The 18251-nt window shown below is 47.3% G+C and carries 16 protein-coding genes; 11 read left to right on the plus strand and 5 right to left on the minus strand.

Annotation, left to right across the window (positions count from 1 at the left end; translation table 11 throughout):
• Window positions 1-61 precede the first annotated feature (61 nt).
• From porU to AC5JBY_RS01210, 6 genes are all read left to right on the plus strand, one after another.
• A complete protein-coding gene (gene porU / locus AC5JBY_RS01185; RefSeq protein ID WP_495902706.1) occupies window positions 62-3493 on the plus strand; it encodes a type IX secretion system sortase PorU in 3432 nt (1143 codons plus the stop codon).
• A gap of 193 nt (window positions 3494-3686) precedes the next feature.
• Entirely contained in the window at window positions 3687-4889 is a 1203-nt protein-coding gene (gene porV / locus AC5JBY_RS01190; protein WP_495902707.1) for a type IX secretion system outer membrane channel protein PorV, read from the plus strand.
• 78 nt (window positions 4890-4967) lie between these two features.
• Window positions 4968-5450, plus strand: coding sequence for a 2-C-methyl-D-erythritol 2,4-cyclodiphosphate synthase (gene ispF / locus AC5JBY_RS01195; protein ID WP_495902708.1), 483 nt, complete (start codon window positions 4968-4970; stop codon window positions 5448-5450).
• 45 nt (window positions 5451-5495) lie between these two features.
• Window positions 5496-5939: a dUTP diphosphatase gene (gene dut, locus AC5JBY_RS01200; RefSeq protein ID WP_495902709.1), complete on the plus strand. Its 444-nt coding sequence runs from the start codon at window positions 5496-5498 to the stop codon at window positions 5937-5939.
• A 40-nt stretch (window positions 5940-5979) separates the two neighbouring features.
• Complete coding sequence (gene lolB1, locus AC5JBY_RS01205) at window positions 5980-6804, plus strand: lipoprotein insertase outer membrane protein LolB1 (RefSeq protein ID WP_495902710.1); 825 nt, start codon at window positions 5980-5982, stop codon at window positions 6802-6804.
• A 93-nt stretch (window positions 6805-6897) separates the two neighbouring features.
• On the plus strand, window positions 6898-8208 hold the full coding sequence (locus AC5JBY_RS01210) for a murein hydrolase activator EnvC family protein (protein ID WP_495902711.1): 1311 nt from the start codon (window positions 6898-6900) through the stop codon (window positions 8206-8208).
• A gap of 89 nt (window positions 8209-8297) precedes the next feature.
• Here AC5JBY_RS01210 and bshA read toward each other — a convergent pair whose 3' ends face one another.
• Complete coding sequence (gene bshA / locus AC5JBY_RS01215; protein ID WP_495902712.1) at window positions 8298-9416, minus strand: N-acetyl-alpha-D-glucosaminyl L-malate synthase BshA; 1119 nt, start codon at window positions 9414-9416, stop codon at window positions 8298-8300.
• Window positions 9417-9490: 74 nt separating this feature from the next.
• Here bshA and AC5JBY_RS01220 point away from each other — a divergent pair, with 74 nt between their 5' ends.
• Complete coding sequence (locus AC5JBY_RS01220) at window positions 9491-10855, plus strand: M20/M25/M40 family metallo-hydrolase (protein ID WP_495902713.1); 1365 nt, start codon at window positions 9491-9493, stop codon at window positions 10853-10855.
• A gap of 2 nt (window positions 10856-10857) precedes the next feature.
• Window positions 10858-11247: a hypothetical protein gene (locus AC5JBY_RS01225; RefSeq protein ID WP_495902714.1), complete on the plus strand. Its 390-nt coding sequence runs from the start codon at window positions 10858-10860 to the stop codon at window positions 11245-11247.
• A 2-nt stretch (window positions 11248-11249) separates the two neighbouring features.
• Here AC5JBY_RS01225 and AC5JBY_RS01230 read toward each other — a convergent pair whose 3' ends face one another.
• Both AC5JBY_RS01230 and AC5JBY_RS01235 read right to left on the minus strand, forming a co-directional pair.
• Window positions 11250-11960, minus strand: a complete 711-nt coding sequence (locus tag AC5JBY_RS01230) for an SAM-dependent methyltransferase (RefSeq protein ID WP_495902715.1) — start codon at window positions 11958-11960, stop codon at window positions 11250-11252.
• Window positions 11961-11969: 9 nt separating this feature from the next.
• Window positions 11970-12731, minus strand: a complete 762-nt coding sequence (locus AC5JBY_RS01235; protein ID WP_495902716.1) for an EI24 domain-containing protein — start codon at window positions 12729-12731, stop codon at window positions 11970-11972.
• Between the two features lie 95 nt (window positions 12732-12826).
• Between AC5JBY_RS01235 and AC5JBY_RS01240 the strand changes: the two genes are divergently transcribed.
• Complete coding sequence (locus AC5JBY_RS01240; protein WP_495902717.1) at window positions 12827-13450, plus strand: DNA-3-methyladenine glycosylase; 624 nt, start codon at window positions 12827-12829, stop codon at window positions 13448-13450.
• Here the strand turns inward: AC5JBY_RS01240 and AC5JBY_RS01245 are convergent.
• Both AC5JBY_RS01245 and upp read right to left on the minus strand, forming a co-directional pair.
• Entirely contained in the window at window positions 13447-14472 is a 1026-nt protein-coding gene (locus tag AC5JBY_RS01245; protein WP_495902718.1) for a PorP/SprF family type IX secretion system membrane protein, read from the minus strand. The two genes, AC5JBY_RS01240 and AC5JBY_RS01245, sit on opposite strands and share 4 nt — an antisense overlap.
• 66 nt (window positions 14473-14538) lie before the next feature.
• The gene (gene upp, locus AC5JBY_RS01250) at window positions 14539-15189 is read right to left on the minus strand and encodes a uracil phosphoribosyltransferase (RefSeq protein WP_495902719.1); all 651 of its coding nucleotides are present in this window, start codon (window positions 15187-15189) and stop codon (window positions 14539-14541) included.
• Window positions 15190-15278: 89 nt separating this feature from the next.
• Between upp and AC5JBY_RS01255 the strand changes: the two genes are divergently transcribed.
• Window positions 15279-16409 carry an anhydro-N-acetylmuramic acid kinase gene (locus AC5JBY_RS01255; RefSeq protein WP_495902720.1) on the plus strand — a complete coding sequence of 377 codons (1131 nt, stop codon included), beginning with the start codon at window positions 15279-15281 and terminating at the stop codon, window positions 16407-16409.
• A gap of 85 nt (window positions 16410-16494) precedes the next feature.
• Window positions 16495-18237 carry a M28 family peptidase gene (locus tag AC5JBY_RS01260; protein ID WP_495902721.1) on the plus strand — a complete coding sequence of 581 codons (1743 nt, stop codon included), beginning with the start codon at window positions 16495-16497 and terminating at the stop codon, window positions 18235-18237.
• Window positions 18238-18251: the final 14 nt, after the last annotated feature.

The following is an 18251-nucleotide window of genomic DNA, read 5'->3' on the forward strand; positions in this document are numbered from 1 at the left end:
TCAGGTAATCAGGGTTTTTCTGTAACACTTATTACATTAAAAATGAGCTATTTTTGAAGCAATGGGCCGTAGTTGCATTTTCCCCTTGTTGTTGGCGATCTGCCTGTTTTCCGGATCATTATCTGTGTCCGGTCAAAGAACATATACGGGTCAATCCGCTCTGTCCGTTGGTAATTGGTATAAAATAGCTGTTTCCGGCCCCGGGATCTATAAAATGGACGTCCCTTTCCTGTCTGCGCTCGGCATTACTGCAAGTTCCCTGCCATCTAATTCGATCCGGCTGTTTGGTAACGGCGGACAAATGCTTCCGGAAAATGCCGGCAGCATGGTGGTAGACGATTTGGTCGAGAATGCTATCTGGGTGGAAGACGGGGGCGACGGGGTACTGAATGGTAATGATTACCTGCTTTTTTATGCACCAGGACCCCATAGCTGGGTGGCTGACCCGATAAACAGGCGCTTCTCTCACCAGAAGAATGTTTACAGCGAGCAGTCCTTTTATTACCTCTCTGTTGGTGGTACAGGAAAGCGTATCGTCTCTTTCAATACACCGCTTGCCCCTAATACTAATATATCTTCCTTCTCCGACAGGTATTTCTATGAACTGGATACGGTCAACCTGTTAAGTAGTGGCCGTCAATGGTTTGGAGAAGATTTTGCTGAGGCGCCCGGAAAGCTGAAGACGCGCAGTTTTACGGTTACTATTCCTTCAGTGGCTCCCGAGCCGGGGTTGATCAGGGCTTCCTGCCTGGCCCGCTCATTCGGGACCCCAGGTCGTTTCCAGGTGGCAGTAAATAATCAACCGGCTTTGGTGATGGATATCCCGCCTGTAGCTACAGGTCCTTATGACCTGTTTGCCCGGACAGTGGAATCGTCAGCCAATTTTACACCTGCCCAAAGTGAGCTTACTGTACGATTCGATTATACGCCCGGTAGCGCCAATGCCCAGGGCTGGCTCGATTGGTTTGAGCTGTTCACCCGGCGCAACCTGTCGATGGCGGGCGTAAACCAATTATCATTTCGAGACTGGAACAGTGTAGGGGCTGGTAGTGTAGGCAATTTTATTGTCAGGAATGGGGTAGCGGCCAGTGCGCGGGTATGGGATGTATCGAACCCACTGACGCCTATAAATATGCCGGTCATTGCCGATGGCGCCGATGTACGCTTTATAAATGACTGTAGTATTCTGCGGGAGTATATTTCCTTTAATACCAACGGATTACTGGTGCCCACGGTCGTTGGCCGGGTGCCCAATCAAAACCTGCATAACCCGGTTCTGACTGACTATATTATAGTGGTTCATCCTTCTTTGTTGGGCCAGGCGCAGCGGCTGGCGCAATTTCACCAGCAGCTACACCAGCTCAAGGTAATGGTAGTGACTACTGAACAGGTTTTCAATGAATTTGCCTCCGGTTCACCAGATCCCATTGCCATCCGTGATTTTGTGAAAATGTACCATGACCGTGCTGGTTCCGATACCACGAAACGGGCCAGATACCTGTTGCTGCTGGGAGATGCTTCGTTCGATTATAAGGCACGCATCGTCAATAATACCAACCTTGTTCCGGCTTGGGAAAGCCCTCAATCGCTCGATCCGCTGGCTACTTATACTTCCGACGATTTTTTTGGCCTGCTGGATGATGGAGATGATGTGAATGGGACGGGTACCTATCTGCTGGACATTGGCATTGGCCGCATCCCTGCCCGGAATGAACGGGAAGCGCAGTCGATCATCGATAAGGTCATTGCCTATCACCAGCCAAAGGGACTGGGACCATGGCGCAATGAGTTGAGCTTTGTGGCTGATGATGAGGACAATAACCTCCACCTGCAGGATGCTGAGATCATTGCTCAATCAGCTACTACGGTGGCGCCTGTTTTCAATACAGGTAAGGTATACCTCGATGCCTTCAGGCAGGAGAGTGGCGCTGGTGGAAGCCGCTATCCGGATGTGAACCTTGCCATCAGCAACCAGCTTTTCAATGGCACGCTCATCTGGAATTATAGCGGACATGGAGGGTACAGAAGGCTCGCAGAAGAGGTGGTGCTCGACCAGGATATTATCAATACTTTCAACAATGCCGATAAGTTGCCGCTATTTATCACGGCTACTTGTGATGTAGCTCCTTACGACAATCCTTTGATCAGTTCTATTGGTGAAAACCTGCTGCTGAGAGAGAAGACAGGAGCCATAGCACTTATGACAACCACCCGGTTGGTGTTTGCTTTCAGCAACCGGATCATGAATAAGAATTACATAGAAACGGCTTTGCAAAAACAGGCTGATGGTCGTTATCTTTCTCTTGGAGAGGCGGTGCGCCGGGCTAAGAATACTACTTATACTTTTTTTAGTGACGTGATCAATAATCGCAAATTCACGTTACTGGGCGATCCTGCCATGTCGCTGGCTTTTCCCGTTCATTCGGTGCAAACTGCTGCAATCAATGGTGTGCCAGTAGCAGCTCAGCCCGACACATTGAAGGCGCTGAATGAATATACCATCAATGGCCATCTTGCCGACGGCGCTGGTAATGTGCTGGCTGATTTCAATGGCACGGTTAATGCTACTGTGTTCGACAAAATACAATCTGTTACCACGCTGGCCAATGATCCGGGCAGTTTGCCGGTTGCGTTTTCGCAACAAAAGAACACCCTTTTCAAGGGCAAGGCCAAAGTAACAAATGGGTTGTTCTCGTTCCGTTTTGTGGTGCCTAAAGACATTAATTACCAGTTCGGTAATGGGAAGATCAGTTATTATGCCGATAATGGCGCTATCGATGGAAATGGCGCTTTCACCAATGTGATCATTGGTGGTTCAGGTGATAGTACTTCAGATCGCGAGGGTCCTCATATCAGGGCTTACCTGAATGATGAGAAGTTCATCAGTGGTAGTATCAGTAATGACAGACCGATTTTGCTGGTAAAACTTACCGACTCTTCCGGCATCAATATTATGGGCACTGGCATTGGGCATGATCTTGTAGCTATCCTCGATCATAATCAGCAACAGTCCTTTATATTAAATGAATTTTACGAGAGTGATTTGGACAACTTCCGTAAAGGAACAGTTCGTTTTCAAATGCCCGGATTGGCTGAAGGAGCTCATACACTAACAATTAAAGCGTGGGATGCGGCTAATAATTCGAGTGAGGTAACGCTTGAGTTCAGGGTGGTGAATCAGGAAAGTTTATCGCTGGAACATGTATTGAACTACCCAAATCCGTTCACCACGCGCACTACTTTCTGGTTTGAGCATAACCGGCCGGGTGAGGAGTTATACGTGGATATTCAGGTATTTACCGTAACTGGTAAGCTTGTGAAGACCATACGCCGTACAATATTTTCCCCTGGCAACCGTTCGAGTGAGGTGGAATGGGATGGGCGTGATGAATATGGCAGTAAAATCGGCCGTGGTGTGTACATTTACAGGTTACGTGTTCAAACTACGGACGGTAAATCCGCCCAAAAGTTGGAAAAATTGTTTATTTTGTAATTAGTATTTGTATTTTTGGCCCTCATATTTCAACCGCCTATTGATTGATATTCTACTCTGAAAGTTTTATTCGCCTCAGCAAGGCTATCTTGCCAAAACTAACGTAGTCCGAACCTAATTCTTTTATTATTTAATAATGTTGATCGCATTTGCTGTGGCGGAATTTCCTTAAAACAAGCAAATTACCAGATGTATGAAACGAAAAACCTTTAAACTCACTGCTGCATTACTGCTAATGGCGGGGTTTAATTCATTGACTGCTCAGACGGATTCAATTAATGTGGTTACGACTGCCGTTCCCTTTCTGCGTATCTCTCCCGATGCACGGGCTGGAGGCATGGGTGATCTTGGTGTTGCCACTTCACCTGATGCGAATTCCGCTTTCTGGAACCTGGCCAAAGTGCCTTTTGCCGAAAAGAATTTCAGTATTGGTCTAACGTACACTCCATGGTTGAAAGACCTGGGTTTAAATGACGTATACCTGCTGGCTTTAGCTGGTTATTATAAGCTGGACGACTTGCAGGCCTTCTCCGGCTCTGTACGGTATTTCAGTCTTGGTAATATACAGTTCACCAATCCCAATGGAGACTATTGGGGCGATGGCCGTCCACGTGAGTTTGGTGTAGATGTAGGTTATGCCCGTAAACTGTCTGATAAGATGGGTATAGGTATAGCACTGCGCTATATCAATTCCAACCTGGCTGCCGGTGCTCCTTCTACTGGTACAGCGTATAAAGCTGGTAGCACGGTCGCTGGTGATCTTTCTTTCTTCTACTCTGGTACACAGGCAACGGGTAGTGGCTGGAACTTTGGTGCAACCCTTTCCAACCTCGGTGGTAAAGTTGGCTACACCAATGATGCTACACAACGGGATTATATTCCTGCCAACCTGAGCATCGGTACTACTTACACGGCTGCTATTGATGAAACCAATAAGATTCAGTTTGGTCTTGACCTGCATAAGCTGCTTGTGCCTACACCTCCTAAGTTTAGCGCTACTGGTAATTCAGATTATGATGATAGCGTAAACACGGTGCTTGTTACCAAGTACAGAGATAAAGGTGCAGTAGGTAGCTGGTTCAGCTCTTTCGGTGATGCACCTGGTGGCTTTAGCGAAGAGTTGAGAGAGTTCCAGGTATCAGTAGGTGCTGAGTATGCTTACAATGATCAGTTCTTCGTACGCGCTGGTTATTTTTATGAAGATAAGAACAAGGGCAACCGTAAATATTTCACGGTTGGTCTGGGTCTCAAATACAATGTATTCGGTCTCAACTTCTCTTACCTGGTGCCTTCTGGCTCTGGTGTAAACAGAAACCCATTGTCTAATACCCTGCGCTTCGGTCTGGTATTTGACCTGGATGACAGTGGAAGCAGCAGTTCTTCTTCCAATCAGTAATAGCTGGTATTTATTGAATATATTTGAGCGCTCCGGATTTCCGGGGCGCTTTTTTATTTTATCAAATTACTTTTCAAGATGTTCCGTATTGGCTTCGGTATAGATTTTCATCAAATGGTTGAGGGCAGAGAATTGTGGATTGGTGGTGTTCAAATTCCTCATCACAAAGGAGCGTTGGGGCATAGCGATGCCGATGTGTTGTTGCATGCTATTTGTGATGCCATGCTGGGTGCCCTGGCCCTTGGCGATATTGGCATCCATTTCCCCAATACCGATCCTGCTTATAAAGGCATCGACAGTAAGTTATTATTGAAACATACTTATGGGTTGATCAAGGTCCGCAATTACCGGGTGGTCAATGTCGATTCTTCCATTTGCCTGGAAGCTCCCAAGATCAAGAAATATTCCGGCGACATGTGCAAGGTGATCGCAGGTATCCTGGAGATCACGGAAGAAGATGTGTCAGTAAAAGCCACTACTACCGAAAAAATGGGATTTGTAGGGCGGGAGGAAGGTTTGGTTGCTTATGCCAACGTGCTGCTGCAAAAATCCGTAGTCTAATATAACATCGGCAATTCGAAAGCCGAAACCGGTTAACTTTGCGCCATGTCAAAAATACAAGTAAAGATCATCAATCAATCGTCCAATCCTTTACCCGAATATACTACGGAAGGATCGGCTGGTATGGACCTGCGTGCCAACCTGGAGGCCCCCGTCGTATTGAAGTCGCTGGAACGCGCTTTGATTCCCACCGGCTTGTTCATGGAACTGCCTGATGGATACGAGGCGCAGGTGAGGCCCCGTAGCGGACTCGCTATTAAGCAGGGGCTTACTTGTTTGAACTCGCCCGGCACGATCGATGCCGATTACCGGGGTGAGGTGAAGGTGATCCTTATTAATCTGTCGCAGGAGCCGCAAACCATCCAGCATGGCGACCGAATTGCACAGATGGTAGTGCACAGTGTAGGCCAGGTGGCCTGGGAGCCTGTCACTAGTCTCAACACTACACAACGCAATGCAGGAGGTTTTGGCCATACCGGTAAATCCTGATCCTTTATTGCCTGGTTTCTGAATTCTATATTTCTATTTTATGAGATATTATCAATGGTTATTGGCATTCTCTTCTCTGGTTATTGGCATTAGTATCAGCAGCTGCCGTTCTGCAAGGAAGATCCAGACGGCCATTACTAAAAAGGACACTACGGTAGTAGTGCCTGTTATTGACAAGAAGCCAGATTCTACTCAATATTATCAGCAAGTATATCAGTCGGTGCTCGATAAGCGGATCACCAATTTCCAGTCTTTATCCGGGAAGGTGAAGGTGGAATATAAAGGCGCTGATGGCAAGAAACCTGATTTCAACGCCAATGTACGTTTGAAGAAGGACAGCATTATCTGGATCAGCATCAACTCTATTCTGGGCGAAGCTATCCGGGCGGTGGTAACGAAAGACAGTGTGAAGGTGTTGAATAAATTGGACAAGATCGTTCAGTTGCGCTCCATCGAATATCTACAGGAAGTAACCAAGATTCCCTTTTCTTTTAAAGAACTCCAGGATGTGCTGATCGGCAACCCCATATACCTCGACACCAATATTGTTTCTTACAAGAATGAGGATAAAACAGTGTCGCTGATGAGCGTAGGCACCTTGTTCAAGCACCTGTTGACTGTAAATAAGAGTGATTATGCCCCCCAGCACAGCAAGCTGGATGATGTGGATGTTATCCGGGCGCGTACCTGCGATATCACATATGGGGATTATGAGATCAAAACTGGTATCAATTTCTCGAAGTACCGGAAGATCGTGGTGTCTGAAAAAACGAAGTTGGAGATCGAGCTACAGTTCAAGCAATTCGACTTTAACGAACAATTAAGCTTTCCTTTCAGCATTCCGAAAAATTATAAACGTCAATAAACGTTATAGAGATGCAATCTTTTGGTATACCCGAGCGTTGCTGTATGGATTGCCAGCCAGTATACCCGCTTTTTTAACTGTAAATGTTCTGTCATGCTCAAAACACTATTTTCCTGTATCATGCTCTTTGTTCTCTCCGGTTCAGTGCTGGCGCAAACCAGTGATGACTTGAGGAAGAAACAGGCTGAAATTCAACAAGAAATAGATGAATTGAGGCAATCACTGAACGATACCAAGAAGAATAAGAAAGCTGGCCTGGGGCAGTTGTCGCTCGTTAAGAAAAAGTTGCGCCTCCGTGAGCAGGCCATCAACAATATCAACGACCAGATCAACGTGATCCAGGGTAATATCAGCCAGTCGCGCAATGAAATTACCCGGCTGAAGACGGAACTGGATACGCTGAGGGCTCAATATGAGAAAAGCGTGGTGTATGCTTATAAGAACCGCAGCAATTATGATTTCCTGAACTTTATATTCTCTGCCGCTAATTTTAACGATGCGCTTAAACGTATCGAGTACCTGAAGTCTTACCGCCAGTACCGCGAGCAGCAGGCTACCTCTATCAAGAATACCCAGTTATTGCTGCAAGGCAAGATCACTGGCCTGGAAAGTACCCAAAAGCAGAAGAGCGCTGCTTTGGTGGAACAGGAAAAAGAAAAGGTGGTGTTGGTAGAAGAACGCAAAGAGAAGGATGATATCGTTAATAAACTAAAGGCTCGTGAACGCGAGTTGAACAAGGAACTTACTGATAAGCAAAGGGCTGACAAGAAGCTACGTGATGGTATCATGGCGGCTATCCGCCGGGAAACTGAAAAAGCGAAGGCTGAAGCAAAGCGCCGGGAAAAAGAAGAGGCTGCCGCTGCTGCCAAAAGAGCTGCTGCCAACCCAGCCCCTGCCAACCCCAATCCTAATACTACGGCTGCTACTACGCCAGTTAAGACGGCGCCGGCTAAACCCAAGAGTGTATTTGAAGCTACGCCGGAAGGAGTGGCCCTCTCTGATAATTTTGAAAAGAATCGTGGTAAGCTGCCTTGGCCTATCGACAAAGGACAGATCAAAATTCACTTTGGACCTTATAAGATCCCTGAGTTGAATGTGAATGGGAATAACCCTGGCCTTACCATTGAAACCGAAAGTGGTGCTTCTGTAAAAGCAATTTTCGATGGAGAAGTGATCTCTGTGTTTGATGTAGAAGGTAGTGGAGCCGTGATCGTGCGCCATGGTAAATACTTTACTACTTATGGCAATCTCACCAGTCTGAGTGTATCCAAAGGCCAGCAGGTAAAAGCAGGTCAGGTAGTAGGAAAGGCCGCTACCAATAATGAAGGCAATGGTGAGGTTGAGTTCCTGTTAATGTTGGATTCCCGCAACCTCGATCCGGAGCCCTGGATCAGAAGGCGTTAATATCGTATTCATTTGTCGGCTTAATAATAATTAACCCCGCTTCGCGCGGGGTTTTTTCATGCATTTGCGGCTGGTCAGGGATCAGCCGTTTATAAGAATCTGTTATATAATTCTTCGTATTGTGGTACTATCCTGTCAATGTCGAACAAGCGGGCATGCGCCGCTGCTTTTTGTTTAAACTGTGCCAGTTTCTCGTTGTTGGACAGGAGTTCAATGGCATACTGCCCCATGGTGTGTACATCTCCCACGTTGGCCATGTAGCCTGTTTCTCCATGTACATTGATCTCCGGTAGACCGCCTGCGTTGGAAGAGATCACCGGTACGCCGGCAGCCATAGCTTCAAGAGCAGCAAGACCGAAACTTTCATAATCGGAAGTAAGTAGGAACAGATCGGCAATAGCCAGGATGTCTTCCATTTGTTCCTGTTTTCCCACGAAGCGGGTTTCATCGCAAATACCCAGTTCGCGGCAAAGGCTTTCGGCCGCAGGCCGCTCAGGACCATCACCCACGAAGAGTAATTTACTGGGCACATGCTTCACGGTTTCCGCAAAGATCATGACCACGTCCTGCACCCGTTTCAGTTTCCTGAAGTTGGAAGCGTGGAGCAGTATTTTTTCCCCGTTGGGGGCTATCACACGGCGGAATGCGTCGATAGGCTTTTTATTGAACCGTTTTACATCTACAAAGTTCTTGATCACCTCTATCTCTTTGCCGATCTGGAAGTTCTTATAAGTTTCATCCCGCAGGTTGTTCGATACGGCTGTGATAGCATCACTTTCATTGATGGAGAAAGTAACTACGGGTGCGAAGGTTTTGTCCTTTCCTACCAGCGTAATGTCGGTACCATGCAGTGTGGTGATCACGGGTATGCGCTTACCTTGTTTCTCCACGATCATTTTGGCCATGTAGGCTGCCGATGCGTGGGGGATAGCATAGTGCACATGCAGCAGATCGAGATTGCTGTTTACGATCACATCCACCATGGTGCTGGCCAGAGCTGTTTCATAAGGAGGGTAGTCGAACAAGGGATAATGCGGCACCCGCACTTCGTGGTAGAATATATTGGCATTGAACTCACTCAACCTCACCGGTTGCTGGTAGGTAATAAAATGTATCTGATGACCTTTCTCTGCCAGGGCTTTTCCCAATTCTGTTGCCAATACGCCACTACCACCGAACGTGGGATAACAAACAATACCAATACGCATACGCCTGCTTTAAATTTGAGGTTGTGAAGGTAAATGAATTAGTTTGGAATTAACTTTAGCCGAAATTAACACCTATGATGCACAGAATGTTCGTTTTGTACCTACTCACTTTTTCATTACCCGCCCTGGCCCGGCAAGAGGATTCACTCCAGATCAGGGCCATTGCCGATGAAATCCTCGAACATGGCAGAGCTTACGAAAACCTGCGTGTGTTGACCAAGCAGGTAGGGGCTCGTCTGTCAGGTTCGGCCGGAATGTACAAAGCCGAGTCTTGGGGCAAAAAGACATTGGAACAGGATGGGGCAGACAAGGTGTGGCTGCAGGAATGCAAGGTGCCTCATTGGGTGCGGGGTGGCAAGGATGAAGCCTACATAGCTGCTACTCAAAAGATCAATCTTGACATTTTGGCCCTGGGCAATTCTGTGGGTACCGGACCTAAAGGTATCAAGGCGCCGGTTATCCTGATCAATAGTTTCGATGAACTGGAGCTACGGAAGGATGAAGTGAAGGGAAAGATCGTTTTTTACAATTATAAGTTCAACAATAAACTGGTAAAGACTTTCGCGGCTTACGCCGATGCCGGCAAGTACCGCGGCCAGGGACCAAGCCGGGCAGCGAAGTATGGCGCCGTAGCTGTATTGGTGCGCTCTATGAGTAATGCTGCCGATAATAACCCGCATACAGGAGGCATGAATTACAATGATTCTTTTCCTAAGATTCCTGCTGCTGCAGTTGGATTGCGGGATGCAAATATTTTAGCGCAACTGATCACTGATAAAAGGGACGTAACTGTTTATTTAAAAACATTGGCTAAAATGCTGCCCGATACGATTGGCCACAACGTGATCGGTGAATTAAAAGGCAGTGAGTTTCCTGACCAGATCATTACTATTGGCGGGCACCTCGATTCCTGGGACCCTGCTGAAGGAGCACACGATGATGGTGCTGGTTGCGTTCAATCTATCGAAGTGTTACGGGCGCTGAAAGCCATAGGATATAAGCCAAAGCGTACAATCCGGATCGTGTTGTTTGCCAATGAAGAGAATGGCCTGCGTGGTGGTACAAAGTATGCGGAAGAGGCGAAGGCCAAAGGAGAACAACACTATTTTGCATTGGAAAGTGATGCCGGCGGGTTCACGCCCCGTGGGTTTGGATTCACCGTGTCGGATGAACAGTTGGCTAAGATTAGACAATGGTTGCCTTTGTTTACACCCTATGGCGTGTTTGAACTGAACCAAGGCGGGGGTGGCGCTGATATCGGTCCTTTGAACCGGACATTCAAAACTCCGTTGGCAGGTTTGCAACCTGATTCGCAACGGTATTTCGATATCCACCATGCCCGTAGTGATGTTTTTGAGGCGGTTAACAAACGGGAACTGGAACTGGGCGCTATCAATATGGCTGCATTGATTTATCTTGTTGATAAATACGGGTTATAGATATGAAACCAAAACACTACATCATCCTCAGTCTGCTGCTTATTGTAGTAGGGTTCTTTTACTTCCGCTACTACTGGGTTTTTGCTGATGGAACGAAGGCCGGTATTCTCAATACATTCCAAAAGAAAGGATACCTGTTCAAAACCTATGAAGGCAAGATCATCCAAAGCGGTTTTAAGGTGAATGTGCAGAGCAATGAATTTGAATTTAGTGTGGTGAGTGAATCAGTAGCCAAAACCCTGATGGAAAATGCAGGCAAGGATGTGGAGCTGCATTATAAAAGCTACTTTGGCGCTTTGCCTTGGCGTGGAATGCAAAAGTTTGTTGTAGACAGCGTTTACGAAGTAAGGGGCAACAATGGTGAAACGATCCTCAGTCCTAAGAGTAAATAGTATTATCGCGGGTTCCCCAGTAAGCAAAATATAGTAGGTCGCTTATGTAAGTTGGGAGGATTTTTCTTCCACTCTTCTATTGATTTCGTTTGAATAAACTCTGTTGAAGCTGTCAGGTCGGCTGCTATACATAGGCGGGTAGTCGGCTGGCAGGCTTTGAATAATGTTTCCAGCAACTGATTATTACGATAGGGAGTTTCAATAAAGATCTGTGTGCATTGTTTGCGGATGGATTCTGCTTCCAGCTCACGGAGGTTCTTTATACGATGGCCTGTATCGATTGGCAGGTATCCTACGAACTGGAATTGCTGTCCATTCATACCACTGCCCATCAATGCCAATAAAATAGCGCTGGGACCTGTGAGCGGTTTCACGGTAGCTTCCAGTGCTTGGGCCACGCCTACCAGTATTTGCCCGGGATCGGCTACGCCGGGGCAACCTGCCTCGCTGATGATGCCAATGTTCTTTCCTTCTTTCAGGGATTTTCTGAACTGCGTGCGGACTGCTTCTTCTGCTTTATGGATCGTGATCCACTCGTAATCGTCGATCACCATTTCTTTCCAAAGTATTTTCAGGTACCGCCTGGCGCTGCGTTCATTTTCTACAAAGAACACCTGGCATTCCTTAACGGCCGTGAGCACATAGTCCGGAATAGTTTGTGTAGCCGTTTCGTGGAGGAATGACGGAATGAGATATACCTTGGATGATGTCATATATTTTGCTTAGACTTCTTTGTTCTGATAATATAAACTGATGGTGGCGGCGATAACGGCATAGGCTGGCGCCAGCACCCACCCTACGATGGGGACCAGATGCATGAGGTAAAATACCATGCCGTTGCCGATGGCCAGCCCTTTGTGTTTGCCGATGTATTCTATGCTTTCGGAGGGGGATAGTTTATGGCGTTCGCAGCTGTAATCCAGCATCGAAAAGCCATAATAGTAGCATTCTACAAACAAAACGATCACCGGTGTGATCCATCCTACTACCGGGAAAAAAGAAAGGATGAGGAGAGAAACGGAGTATACGGTTTGCCACAAAGTATTGCGCAAAGCCAGCTTGATGCCCCGTGCGATGTCTTTGAGCAGTTGTTCCCAGCTGAAGGGAAACTCTTTGCCGGATATGATCGCTTCAGTCTTTTCACTTAGGTAGGCAAAGAGCGGCGATCCCAGAATGAGGAAAAGGTATTTAAAGAGAGAAAAGTAAAAGAGCACGAGGATGAGGCGTATCATGATCTCACCCATCATAAAGAGGAAACTGAGGATACCGCTCTCCTGGCGGTGCAGCCAACGGTCGATACCCAGGCTATGGCTCAGATAGGTAACTGCTGATCCCGAAGAAGCCCAGAAAAAGATCATGCCCGCTAAGAAAAGGATCATGTAAAGAATACCTGGAATGATGATCCACTTCCATAAGTTGTGTTTGGAGATAAACCTGTGAGCCCTTGAATAGGACTGTATAGCTATTACTATTTCTTTGAGCAAGTTTTATAAATTTGAATGCCTTGATGGGCAATGACTCACAGGATAAGGAGTGACTTGTGCAGTCAAACTTAACAAATATATCTATTGTATAATCAATGAAAAAACTGGATCAGCATTTTTACAACCGTATCGATGTGCTCAGAATAGCCAGGGAGTTGTTGGGAAAGGTGATCGTTACCAGTTTCGAGGAGCAGGTTACTTCCGCGCGTATCGTGGAAACGGAGGCATATGCAGGGGAGGGCGACAGGGCTTCACATGCCTGGGGCGGCCGGCGTACCAATCGTACGGAAGTAATGTATGGTGTGGGAGGTACCGCTTATGTGTACCTGTGTTATGGCATTCACCAGATGTTCAATGTCGTTACCAACCAGCTGGGCATTCCCCATGCTATCCTGGTGCGGGCGGCGGAGCCAATGGAAGGGATTGATGTCATGCTACAGCGTACCGGCAAGAAGCAGCTTGATAATACGCTCACCAAAGGCCCCGGCAATGTGGCCAAAGCGCTGGGCATCTTCACCCGGCATACAGGCTTTAACCTCCAGAGTGATGAACTGTTCATTGCCGATGATGGTTTCAAAGTAAAGAAAAGTAACATCGTGGCCACGCCCCGTATTGGCGTTGACTATGCTGGTGACGACGCGGCTTTACCATACCGGTTTATTATACATGGCAATCCGTATGTGAGCGGGAAGAAGATCAACTTACATAGAAACAATTAGAAACGGGGACAAGGAATACCCTTGTTGCCGACAGGAAGGTTGATGTAGATAAGCGATATCTCTATTCCGCCACGGCTTTGAGAAGCTGTTTTCAGGCTGGATATATTGACATCGTAAGAGGCACCTAAGCGGAAACCTCCAAACTCAAGCCCTATATAAGGGATCACCGCATCGTTGACATTATTGAAGCGTGTCCAAAGACCTGCATAGAAGCTGGTAGGATTTTCTTCATCCCCATTGATGTTGAATCCTGCTGCGCCACCCAATACGATATTGTTGGCAGCTGCTTGTCTGCTGAAAAGGGAGCTTAAGTAGATGGTTTTGCTGCGGTCGCCAATGGGAATGGCGCCTCCGGCATGTACAGTGAAACGTGGGTTGAGCTGATAATAGATGCCGGTGAAAGTTTCCTGTGGCTTGTTGACATGGTATGCCGAAACGCCCAGGTAAAAGTTGTTATATCCATCGGTAGAGCCATTGTACAAGGCGCCGAGGCTAAAGTCGAAATAGTTGAGATTGATAACCTGGTCGTCGATTGCTTCTCCACTGGAGTTTGTCCATCCACCAAGTGAATCCAGTTCTGTTTCGAAATGCAGTTTAGTACCGTCCAGGCGCTTGTTGGTATAAGTGCCCTGGAAGCCGATACCGAATTGGTGCAAGCCATCTTCGTCCAGTCCTTTATGATAAGCGGTGGTAAGAGAGATAGAATTGGTGGTGAGGATTCCATTAGCTGTTCTATCGGTCATGGCCATTACACCTACTCCCCATGTATCCAGTTCGGATATGCGGTTGCGTAGTATAGGAGCATCGAAAGAAGCAGTGGAAGTAATAAAGGCATTGCTGATTGCAGGCCATTGGTCCCGGTAGTTTCCGGCTACGCGGAAGTTACCATTGAACTTGCCTGTGAGGGCTGGGTTCAAAGTGAGTGGCGATACAAAAAATTGGGAAAAATTGGGGTCCTGGGCTGTAACGGTAAAAGTTGTCAGCATCAGGCAAACAGCCATCAGTATTTTTAGATTCCTCATCCGCATAGTTGGTACTTACTAATCTGTACCAAAATACAACAAAATGGGCGAATGTCAATGTAAATTTTACATTTGGACCTTTACTCCGAACGAAAGGTCGCCTGCGTCCCCCAAACCGGGCACAATGTATCCTTTGGCTGTCAGTTCCTCGTCGATGGCGCCGCACCATAACTTGATATTTGGCTCACTCCGCTGAACATATTCTATTCCAACGGTGCAGGCTATGGCAACCACTACATGTATCTCCCGGGGATGGCCTTCTTCCCGCAGATACTGAATGGTTTTTACCAGAGAAGAGCCCGTTGCCAGCATGGGATCGGAAATGATCACCACCCGGTTTTCGAGCTCCGGACACGAAACATATTCTAAACTTATTTCAAATGATCCGTCACGGTTATGCTTTCGGTAGGCTGAAATGAAGGCATTGTCGGCCTTATCGAAGTAATTGAGCAACCCTTGGTGGAGGGGGAGGCCTGCCCGCAGGATGGTAGCCAGTACTGGTTGTTCTTTCAGTACATCACATACTGAGGTACCCAAGGGGGTCTGGACCTCCTTTTCTTCATAGTCAAGCACTTTGCTGATCTCGTAGGCGGCTATTTCGCCAATGCGCTCCAGGTTGCGGCGGAAGCGCATTCTGTCGGTTTGTATCTGCACATCCCGCAGCTCGCTGATCCATTGCGTAATCAGGGAACTTTGATCACTTAAATTGATTACCATGCTTTAAGTTTTGGATTTTGATGGCGAAGCCTGACATTTGGTGGACAAAACTAAAACCTACGTTCTGAAATCAGAAATCTAAAATAATTATGGTTTATCGTGTAATTGGGCTCATGAGTGGCAGTTCCCTGGATGGTTTGGACATCGCTTTTGTTGAATTTCATGAGCAGGCAGGGACCTGGAGCTACGAGGTAAAGGCTACGGAATGTTATGCCTACAGTCCGGAATGGGTGGAAAGACTGAAAATGGCCACTACACTGAATGCGCTGGATTATCAATTATTACATACGGCTTATGGGCATTACACCGGGCAGCTGGTAAATGCCTTTATCGAAGAATACAGCCTGGACTACCAGGTGCAGCTGATCGCTTCGCATGGCCACACAACTTTTCATGTTCCGGGTCAGCATATGACGGCTCAACTGGGAGATGGTGCCGCGATTGCCGCGGCGACGGGCATCAACGTGGTGAGCGATCTGCGGGCCATGGATGTGGCACTTGGCGGTAATGGCGCTCCCATTGTCCCAATCGGGGAAAAACTGTTACTGAAGGACTATCCTTTATTCCTTAACATAGGTGGCATCGCCAACGTATCATGCAATCTTTCCAATAATTATATAGCCTTCGATGTATGCCCGGCCAACCGGGTGCTCAACATGCTGGCCAATAAAGCAGGTAAAGCTTATGATGAGGGCGGACAAATTGCTGCCGGAGGAACGGTACAGCAGGAAGTATTGAACATGCTCAACTCCTTGGAATATTATCGTCTTCCCGGGCCAAAATCGCTGGCCAATGACTTTGGCACTGATGTAGTTTACCCGCTTGTTGCAGGCTCCCGGTTCGGTATTAAAGATACCTGGATACAAGACAGTCTCAGAACATACGTGGAGCATATTGCCATGCAGGTTAAGAATGCGTTAAGTGCTGGTCTGTCGAACAATGGCGAACTACGAGCTGCGGGTAGTGAGCCTGCGAAGTTGCTCGTTACGGGTGGTGGGGCTCATAATACTTTCCTGATTGAAAGATTGAGCGCGCTGTTACAGGAAATCAATATTGAAGTGGTGGTACCCGATAAAAAGCTGGTTGATTATAAAGAAGCTGTTATTATGGGCCTCATCGGCGTTTTGCGCTGGCGCGAAGAAAACAATGTGTTGGCTTCTGTCACTGGTTCGCGGCGCGATAGCATTGGCGGTGCCGTGTGGATAGGCCAGGAGGCCTAAAACTTAATATCGCCTGCGTGGCACTGCGCTTAAACTATTCGTATCTTGTAGCAGTTAGCCCATTCCATTCAAGGGCTCAAAGCTCATGCTAATAACCAATAAACCTTATGCAGCAGCCCATCTGCTGTTCCTACTCCTTTTGTCTGTTGGCTCATTTGCCCAACGGGCATCTTCTCAGGAAAAGCAATTCTTTCGTTTGTTGCGGGAGCAATTTGTTGCCGGCAACGCTTACCAAACGGTAGCTTTTGTAGAACAACGATGGCGCCTGGCCGGTAATACAGGGTTTAATGAAAGCATTTTCTACGTAGAGAAGATATTGCAGCAGGCCGGATTTGTAAAAGAGTCCGGTGGTGAGGCCGATGCCACGCTTACCTATAGAATTGAAAAGCGTCCTATTCAACGACCCACCTGGGAGCCGGTCGATGCTCAATTATATATTGTTGGTGAAGACAAACCGTTATTGTCGTTTAAAACCAACCGGAATATGCTGGCCATGTATTCAGGCTCAACGCCAGCTGGTGGTGTCACGGCCGAATTGATAGATGTAGGAAAGGCAACCGATAAAGAGCTGGCAGGAAAAGATCTTTCCGGCAAGATCGTATTAGGGGAGGGCGGCATAGGTGGCGTTTATACGAAAGCAATTGGAAAGGGCGCATTGGGTGCTTTGTCTTATTACCTGCCCGGTTATACACAGCCGCAAAAACATGTTAACTCTATTCAGTTCCAGGGAATCAAGTATGAGACCGATTCTACGCTCCGTAAATGGGGTATTCTTTTATCATATGCCGCCCGCGAACGCTTAAAAACAGCTTTAGCCAAAGGGCCTGTGCAGGTACGGGTTGTTACACAATCAAGGATATACGCTTCTGAAGAACTGACCATTGTAGCCAATGTACGTGGCTCCACGCAACCTGCCGAACGGTTTGTATTCAGTGCACATGTGCAGGAACCTGGCGCCAACGACAATGCCACAGGAGTAGGCACATTGGCCGAGATGGCGCGTGTAACGGCAAATTTGGTAAAAGCAGGTAAGCTGGCTCCTCAGCGTACCATCACCTTTTTGTGGGGAGATGAAATTGTTTCTACTGCCCGGTATATCCGTGATGACTCTGTTCGTGCGCGAGGCATTAAATGGGGGCTCAGTCTCGACATGGTGGGTGAAGATGTATCGAAAACCGGCGGCAGTTTCCTGATCGAGAAGATGCCCGATCCTTCAGCCATTTGGACAAGAGGCAATGATAAGCACAGCGAATGGGGTGGTTCGCCTATGAAAGAAGCAGACATGTTCCCACATTATTTTAACGATGTGTTGTTGAACCGTTGCCTGCAGGAGTCGAAAGCTACGGGTTGGGTAGTAAATACCAATCCCTTTGAGGGCGGCAGTGATCATACGCCTTTTTTAAATGCAAAGATTCCCGGCTTGCTGATGTGGCATTTTACGGATGTCTTTTATCACACAGATGGCGACCGGCTGGAAATGGTGTCGGCTGAAGAAATGAAGCATGTAGGCGTAAGCGCTTTGGCAACAGCTTATCTGCTTACGCAGGCGGAAAGAAATACGGCTATAGCCCTCATTAAAGATATTACTGCTAATGCATTGCAGCGCCTGAAAATTGAATGTGCCCTGAGCAATACCAATGTGAAAGAGGGTAAAGATGCTGTTAAAGAAAAACATATCCTTGAAGTGTGGCGCGATTGGTACGTTGTAGCACTTGATCGTACTCTCGATATTGCAGTAAAAGGTGCCAATAACAGGATCAGGAAGTCGATTACGCGTGCACAGCGGCAGGTGCGTGATGCCTGTGCCGCGTGTACAAAGGTATGGTGATGCCAGCTGATTTG

The organism is Paraflavitalea sp., assembly GCF_059502485.1.